Origin of the sequence: Campylobacter sp. RM19073, from assembly GCF_024723495.1 — a bacterium.
In the GTDB taxonomy this organism is placed as follows: Bacteria; Campylobacterota; Campylobacteria; order Campylobacterales; family Campylobacteraceae; genus Campylobacter; species Campylobacter porcelli.
The window spans coordinates 1-4,390 of the sequence record NZ_JANQCT010000041.1; the positions used below are offsets into that span (position 1 = coordinate 1).

7 protein-coding genes are annotated in these 4,390 nt (G+C 33.2%); 4 read left to right on the top strand and 3 right to left on the bottom strand.

What is annotated here, in order from left to right; all coding sequences use genetic code 11:
* Positions 1-91 precede the first annotated feature (91 nt).
* Genes CSUIS19073_RS07960 through CSUIS19073_RS07970 form a run of 3 tightly spaced genes read left to right on the top strand, consistent with a single transcriptional unit; the run spans position 92 to position 1,810 of the window.
* Entirely contained in the window at positions 92-301 is a 210-nt protein-coding gene (locus tag CSUIS19073_RS07960; RefSeq protein WP_086237660.1) for an NrdR family transcriptional regulator, read from the top strand.
* Positions 270-1,478 (top strand): hypothetical protein, encoded by a 1,209-nt coding sequence (locus CSUIS19073_RS07965; RefSeq protein ID WP_180379400.1) that lies wholly within the window; start codon positions 270-272, stop codon positions 1,476-1,478. The genes CSUIS19073_RS07960 and CSUIS19073_RS07965 overlap by 32 nt, the downstream gene beginning before the upstream one ends.
* Positions 1,475-1,810 carry a hypothetical protein gene (locus CSUIS19073_RS07970; RefSeq protein ID WP_086237659.1) on the top strand — a complete coding sequence of 112 codons (336 nt, stop codon included), beginning with the start codon at positions 1,475-1,477 and terminating at the stop codon, positions 1,808-1,810. Before CSUIS19073_RS07965 ends, CSUIS19073_RS07970 begins: the two co-directional genes overlap by 4 nt.
* Before the next feature lie 49 nt (positions 1,811-1,859).
* Here CSUIS19073_RS07970 and CSUIS19073_RS07975 read toward each other — a convergent pair whose 3' ends face one another.
* Both CSUIS19073_RS07975 and CSUIS19073_RS07980 read right to left on the bottom strand, forming a co-directional pair.
* Positions 1,860-2,858 carry a hypothetical protein gene (locus tag CSUIS19073_RS07975; protein WP_086237658.1) on the bottom strand — a complete coding sequence of 333 codons (999 nt, stop codon included), beginning with the start codon at positions 2,856-2,858 and terminating at the stop codon, positions 1,860-1,862.
* The gene (locus tag CSUIS19073_RS07980; protein WP_086237657.1) at positions 2,848-3,285 is read right to left on the bottom strand and encodes a Panacea domain-containing protein; all 438 of its coding nucleotides are present in this window, start codon (positions 3,283-3,285) and stop codon (positions 2,848-2,850) included. The genes CSUIS19073_RS07975 and CSUIS19073_RS07980 overlap by 11 nt, the downstream gene beginning before the upstream one ends.
* A 380-nt stretch (positions 3,286-3,665) precedes the next feature.
* Between CSUIS19073_RS07980 and CSUIS19073_RS08360 the strand changes: the two genes are divergently transcribed.
* On the top strand, positions 3,666-3,824 hold the full coding sequence (locus CSUIS19073_RS08360; RefSeq protein ID WP_086298547.1) for a hypothetical protein: 159 nt from the start codon (positions 3,666-3,668) through the stop codon (positions 3,822-3,824).
* Here CSUIS19073_RS08360 and CSUIS19073_RS07990 read toward each other — a convergent pair.
* On the bottom strand, positions 3,817-4,224 hold the full coding sequence (locus CSUIS19073_RS07990; protein ID WP_086237656.1) for an HK97 gp10 family phage protein: 408 nt from the start codon (positions 4,222-4,224) through the stop codon (positions 3,817-3,819). The genes CSUIS19073_RS08360 and CSUIS19073_RS07990 overlap by 8 nt on opposite strands.
* Positions 4,225-4,390 lie beyond the last annotated feature (166 nt).

Consider the following 4,390-nt stretch of genomic DNA (forward strand, 5'->3'; position numbering starts at 1 on the left):
GAATAAGAATAATATTGTGTAAATTAAACTTTAGTCGCAAAGTGGGGCTTAGCTCCGTCTTGCGAAGTTAAAATAGCTTTAAGGAATCACTATGATATGTCCGTTTTGTGCTAGTGGTAAAACTAGCGTGATAGCTACGATTAAAGGGCTAGAAAATAGGCGTTTTAGGCGGTGTAATGCTTGTCATAAGACATTTGAGACAAATGAGAGAGTCTTAGCAAAGCATTTAGAGGCTAGATACTTAGTGAGTGAATTTAAGGAGTATATAGATGAGTCTAATACAAAAACTAATAAAACATAAAATCGCAAAGAGCAAAGATAAGCAAAAATTGATAGATGAGATGATAACAACGCTTGGAACTAGGGCAAATGAAGAGCTAAAAGAGGCGCTAGAAGAGATCTATATGGCTGTGATGAGTAATTATGATAGCCCTGAGCTAAAGAGCATCATAAAAGATAGATTAGAAAATTTAGATATTCATATAAAAGATATAAATTATGAGGATCTGTATCGTAGTTTTTTAGAAGGGGTGGGTGGTAGGAGTGATTTGAGATTTGATAGTGTTGATGCTAGGGCTATAAAGGTTATGAGAGAGAACTTTTACTGGATAAAAGGGGAGTTTAATGCTAAGGTAAGCGATGAGCTAAAGGATATTACACAAGAGATATTTGAAGGCAAAATCCCAAGAGTTAAAGCTGGGGAGATAATGAGAGAGAAATTCAAAGGCGTATTATCAGTCAATACTAGCTACTTTGAAGGGGTAAGCGATCATATCATCAGCCAAATGCAAAATATCTCAAGGGTCAATGAAGCTTCTAAAAATGGTGTGGAATACTATAAAGTAGTAGCTAGGATAGATAGCAGGACTAGCCAGTGCTGCAGATCTATGAATGGCCGCATAGTGCCAGCTTCACATATAGAGGCTCAAAGTAGGAATATACAAAACGCTAAAAGTATAGATGAGAAAAAAGCAGCAGCTACTTGGCGAAATGGTGCGTTTTATGGTAAAATTTTGCCTAAGAATTTTGGATTACCACCATATCATTTTAGATGTCGCACGGAGGTGGTGCCTGTGTGGATTGATGAAGAGGTGATAGATGGAGTGGTGATGAAAAACACAAGCCCACTAAGCAAAGATGAAGTAGTAAAACATATAGATAAAACTGGGGTAGAAAGAGTGCTAAGCAAAGATAACTATTTTGGCAGTGGCAATCACTCTATGCCACTACATAAAAAAGCTCATAAAAGAGATATAGTTAGAGCGTTAAATTCTATTGAGAGAGTAGCGGTAAATAATAAAAACCCAAATAGGCTTAACGCAATGAGTCAAAATGGATATTTTTTGGTATTTGATGGTGTGGAGCTGGTGACAATTTATAAACCTACCAACTCACTAGAGAAGTATTTTAAAAAAAATAGTGTATTAACCCAAGGGGAAATTATAAAAAGCAGTATATTTGCAAGGTGGTTTAAATGAGAAAAATTTTGATATTTTTATATTTAGATATAGAATGGGGAATAATAGAAGCAGATTATAGAAAGAAAATTATGGATGGCTCTATAGATGACTTTAAAAATATAGATTATAAGAGATGTGATAAGTATGGATTTGCCACATTTGAAGCAGTAAATGGCAAGATTATGCACTTTTTTGATATTTGCAAAATCACTGATGAGCTACTAAGCGTAGCTAGAGATGATGAATTAATGCAAGAAATTTGCGAATTTGAAGTGGTAAAAAATGGATATAAATTCACTGGCTCATTTATAGACGCACTAGAGTATATCAAAGCGAATTTTAAAGGATAACTCTAAAAGGGTAAAAACACTTAACAATAAGCAGTTTAAATATTTAAATTTATTGAGTATTGCTATTCTTGTTTATATTAGGCTCGACAATAGAGTCGTTACCCTTTTGGGCGGTGCTGTTTCTTTCAGTACGCTGATGTATTTTACTAGTATTTTGGTCGATGTAGTTTTTAGTATTCATATCAAAAAAACGCCAATATATAAAAATTGCGCACATAATGCATGTAATAAATAAATTAAATCTAAAAATATAGCTATTACAAAATCCGTTTTTTAAAGATTTTAAGAAAATAGTGCACTCTTTTTGTTTTTCGAAGTCCTGATTTATTTTTGAAAAATGTATCTCTCTGATAAAGGCATATAAATAGTGTAATATGTTTGTTATAAATAGACCTATTAGACAAACGATAAACGATAATCTGTATACACTTGCTTGGTGTATATTGGAAAGGACCGATGTAGAAAAAGTAAGTCCTGCAACAAATGCAAAAACGATAGAGGCAAAGATACCTAAAATAGTAATATATTCTTTTTGCATATCGTTTATTTTTTTGGTTGCCTTACTGGCACTATTGCTTGCATTTTCGGCTAATTTTTGTGCATCTTTTAATTTTTTTATGGTCTCCGAATTATTATTTTCACCTTTATTTTCAATTTCACGCATGTATTTTATTTGTAAAATTTCTAAAACAACATGATCGTATAGTTTTAAAAATTTATTCACAAAATTAGTGGAGTAACCATTGCTTTCGTCTTCAATATAAGCTCTAGCCTCCTCTATCGCCTCCATTAAATTATCTATACTTAGTTTGTTTTTCTCTCTGTCTATTCTTGATAATATAAGGAAAATTTTTGAATATTTATGCCTGAAATCTTCGCTAGCGTTGTCGGTACTACTAACATACACTTCTTTTAATTTATCGATATTGCCGTTAAGCCTAAACTGACCGCTTTTATCTCGTAGGGCGTTTTGTTTAGACAAAGAGCACAAAACATCTTTTATGATTCGGTGTTTTTTATCAAGATGAGGATTTATATCAGAAAGCATTATCTTTTATCTGCTGTTTTGGTATCACATCTCCAAATCCAGCACCATCTTTAAAAATAATATCCCATGCCTTACCTTTCGCGTGCGTCTGGCTAACTAGCGTCCAAGGATCCATATTACGTTTTTTGCAGACAGTACTGTCTATTAGTGAAATATTATCACCTAAATTCTGTATTATTTTATCGTAATTGTCATATTCTTCATAAATTTTTAATGCCCCCAAATATGAGTACTCATAATAGACGCTAGGTACAACTGGTCCAAATTTCCAAGCTTCAAAATCATCATCAAATAGTGGTTTGTTATTTTTTTTTAAAAAATCATGCTGTATATAATAGAGTATTTTTTGAAGCTGTAAGTTACTAATAGGGCACTCTTCTTTTTTGCATTTTGTTACAACATATTTTGCTACCTCTAACGCTTTCATTTTTACTCCTTTCGTTTTAATTATGGTTAAATTATATTAAATTTTGATACAATTAGTATTCTAAATTTTTTAAGTATATTTATAAATTTTGAAACCTATTTTAGCAAAAATTATACCAAATAATATTAAATTATGCAATTAATTCAAAAATACTCACGGTATTTTAAAGGGTTTTTGTATAAATAAACAAAAGTAATAAGCGGATAAAAAGGTGGCTTACGCCATTATCTAGTTTATTATATACGCCTTTCCCCTTTATCCCTAACCTTTTCAAAATAGCTTAATGCAAGCGCTAAAGCCCAAAACCTATCTGCGTGGCCGTGCTCGTTTCGGTCGCTGTCGTAAATAAAGCTTTTAGCGCCGGCTTTTCACTGCTCGTTATGGGCTTTACTGGCGAGAAGGCTTATAGATGGAAAATAGAGTTTATCAAAGCCTTTAATAAAATGGAAGCAATGTTAAAAGTCGCTTGCGGTAAGCTATACCATATGAGCTTTAGTCATATAAGGGCTTTAGATAATGCCCTTAAAAACTCTATTTAAAGCCCTTTTTAATATCAGTTATGATGCCTTGTTTTATATCTCTTACAAGGGCGGATTTTGCCCTTGTAAATCCCTCGCCTTTTATATAGCTATCTAAAGCGTTTTTTAGATATGGACTGGCCTTAGTTCCTGGGTGATTTACCTTTTTGCCAAATATTTTGCCTTTAGCAGCTAATACTTTTTTGTTTTTAGCCTTAATTATATGTGGCTTAGTACCAAAATGGACAAATTTAGCATATGGTGCGAGTTTTGTATTGCCTACTATTACTTTTTTGTGGCTATAGCTAATGACTTTTATATCTTTTTTTAGATTGCCTGTTTTATATGGAGCTATAGTTTTAGCTTCATTTGCCGTCTCAGTGCCAACTCTAAATAGAAATTTTTTGTAAATTATATTCATATTTTTTACTCCTCAGGTCAGCAGAACCGACCTTTGCGGCAAGCCCCATCGGCTTGACCTCGCACTCTTGTGCTTTGCACTCTCTTTGAGAAAGTCCCCATAAATGGGGTACCCTTATAAAATCAGTGGCGTTAGCCACCACCTTGAAAGGCTTTTACAAGGGGTT

Excerpts from the sequence above, each read along its gene's own strand:
- CSUIS19073_RS07960 (WP_086237660.1), top strand. The coding sequence starts at position 92 with ATGATATGTCCGTTTTGTGCTAGTGGTAAAACTAGCGTGATAGCTACG.
- CSUIS19073_RS07965 (WP_180379400.1), top strand. The coding sequence starts at position 270 with ATGAGTCTAATACAAAAACTAATAAAACATAAAATCGCAAAGAGCAAA.
- CSUIS19073_RS07970 (WP_086237659.1), top strand. The coding sequence starts at position 1,475 with ATGAGAAAAATTTTGATATTTTTATATTTAGATATAGAATGGGGAATA.
- CSUIS19073_RS07975 (WP_086237658.1), bottom strand. The coding sequence starts at position 2,858 with ATGCTTTCTGATATAAATCCTCATCTTGATAAAAAACACCGAATCATA.
- CSUIS19073_RS07980 (WP_086237657.1), bottom strand. The coding sequence starts at position 3,285 with ATGAAAGCGTTAGAGGTAGCAAAATATGTTGTAACAAAATGCAAAAAA.
- CSUIS19073_RS08360 (WP_086298547.1), top strand. The coding sequence starts at position 3,666 with ATGGGCTTTACTGGCGAGAAGGCTTATAGATGGAAAATAGAGTTTATC.
- CSUIS19073_RS07990 (WP_086237656.1), bottom strand. The coding sequence starts at position 4,224 with ATGAATATAATTTACAAAAAATTTCTATTTAGAGTTGGCACTGAGACG.